At 74.4% G+C, this 1,827-nt stretch carries 2 protein-coding genes; both read right to left on the bottom strand.

Annotated elements, in window-relative coordinates:
- The coding region (locus PLL68_RS14650) for a DUF4350 domain-containing protein (protein ID WP_324535341.1) at positions 1-1,087 on the bottom strand (1,087 nt) is incomplete at its 3' end.
- The gene (locus tag PLL68_RS14645) at positions 1,084-1,722 is read right to left on the bottom strand and encodes a DUF4129 domain-containing protein (RefSeq protein WP_159903740.1); all 639 of its coding nucleotides are present in this window, start codon (positions 1,720-1,722) and stop codon (positions 1,084-1,086) included. The genes PLL68_RS14650 and PLL68_RS14645, both read right to left, overlap by 4 nt.
- Positions 1,723-1,827 lie beyond the last annotated feature (105 nt).

Genomic DNA, 1,827 nt, shown 5'->3' with positions numbered 1-1,827 from the left:
GCCGACGGCCGAGGCGTTCAGCCGTGGCGGCCCGCAGCACGGCGGCGGCCCGGCCGGGGTCACCGGCTCGGCGGTACAACCGTCCGCGGCTCTCGGTCGTCTCGATGGCCCGCACGACGACGGGCAGTGGTTCGCGCACGAGCCGCCCGAGGCGGCGTCCGCGCACCAGGGCGAGGGCGAGAATCGCGACCGAGACGATGGCGAGGGCAGACCCGGTCCACGCCGGCCACACATCCTCTGGCCGCTCGCCGCCAGCGAGCGCGAGATCCTGGGCTCCGGGGTGGTACCAGACCAGGCGCGGGGACGAGCCGAGCGCGCGCACCGCGGTGCCGGCGTTGCTGTTCTCGGCGATGTACTCGTTGCTCCACGAGGACCCGAACCCGATCAGGACGACGTCCGGTGCTGTCGCGGTGCCCCCCAGCTCGACCATGCCGGAGCCGTAGACACCACCGGGGGCGGGCTCGCCGGTCAGGCTCTCGGGGTCGGGCAGGGCGAAGCAGGTCCGCACCCCGCTCGCTCCGTCCTCGACGAGGTAGCGGCTCTCGGTGACCGACACGACGTCACTGTCACGGGCAATGCTCGAGGAGCAGCGCGCCACGAGGTCGCCGGCAGAACCGCCGAACGCTCGCACGGGCAGCCCGAGCTCGTCGAGGTGGTCGTTGTCCACCCCGAGCAGGACGAGCCGACCGGCCGTGGTCGTCGCCTCGCGCAGACGTGCGGTGGCTCCCGGACCGAGGTTGGCGGGGTTGCTCATCACCACCGTGGTGTCGGCGTCGGGGCTGAGCGCCTCGAGGTCTGCGACCGAGCGGACGACCTCGACGTCGACGCCCTGCTCGCGCAGCACCTCGACGAGCGCTCGTGCCCCGTTCGGGCGTGGGCTCTGCGGGTCCAGCGGCTCTCCCGGCCGCTGGGCCGTGAGGGCCAGGAGGGCGATGAGGGTCAGACCGAGCGTCACGGCGAGGGCGTAGGCGCCCATTCGACGACGTCGCCGTGCGCGCGGCGCCGCTGCACGCGGCATCCCACCGGCGTCGCCAGCCGAGAGCACGTCGGCGGGCGCGGACTGGGTGGTGGGGGCGCCGGCGGTCATCGGCCGGCCCCGGCCTGCGAGGGCACCTCGGGGAGCACGGGCCGGGTGGTGGCCAGCGTGGTGTCGAGGGCGACCAGGTCGCGAGCGGCCTCGGGAGCGGCGGCCCGGCGCCCATAGAGCACGGCGTCGAAGGTGTCGGCAGCATCGCGCAGGCGATCGGCGGATGCCGGGAAGGCGGGTGCCAGCGCGATCGCCACCTCGTGGGCGGTGCGGCCGGGCAGGTCGTCGAGCAGGGTGCGCTCGACGGCCGAGCGGGCAATGGCGCGGTAGGACTCGACGACTGCCGTGGCGTGATCGCCCGCTGCCAGCGCCCGGGCAGCCTCGGCCCGGTGTTCGGTGGCCGTGCGCGTCGGGCCGTCGAGGACGCCGTGGGGTCGGTCGACCGTCATGCGACGCTCGGCCCGCACCGAACGCGCCACCACGAGGGCGAGCACGGCCAGGGCGATGCCGATCGCCACGGCGATCAACCACGCGGGCAGGCTGCCTGACCCGGTGCTGGACAACAGCTCCATGAGCCAGTTCTGCAGGCGTTCCAGCAGGCTGCGGTCGTCGCGGTAGATGCCCTTGCTCAGCTCGTTCTCGAGCCAGGTCCGCGCCTCGGGGGACGTGGGGTCGAGCGGTGGATCGAGGCGCACGGGCTCAGCGGTCCTGGACGGCGCTGGGCCACGGGGGCGGCCCACCGTGCTGGGCGGTGTGGATGAGCTGGACGTCCAGCCCTTCCCGGCGGATGCGCTGGTCGA

Origin of the sequence: Ornithinibacter sp., from assembly GCF_035443565.1 — a bacterium.
Classification (GTDB): Bacteria; Actinomycetota; Actinomycetes; order Actinomycetales; family Dermatophilaceae; genus Fodinibacter.
This window is presented reverse-complemented; position numbering and strand designations above follow the sequence as displayed.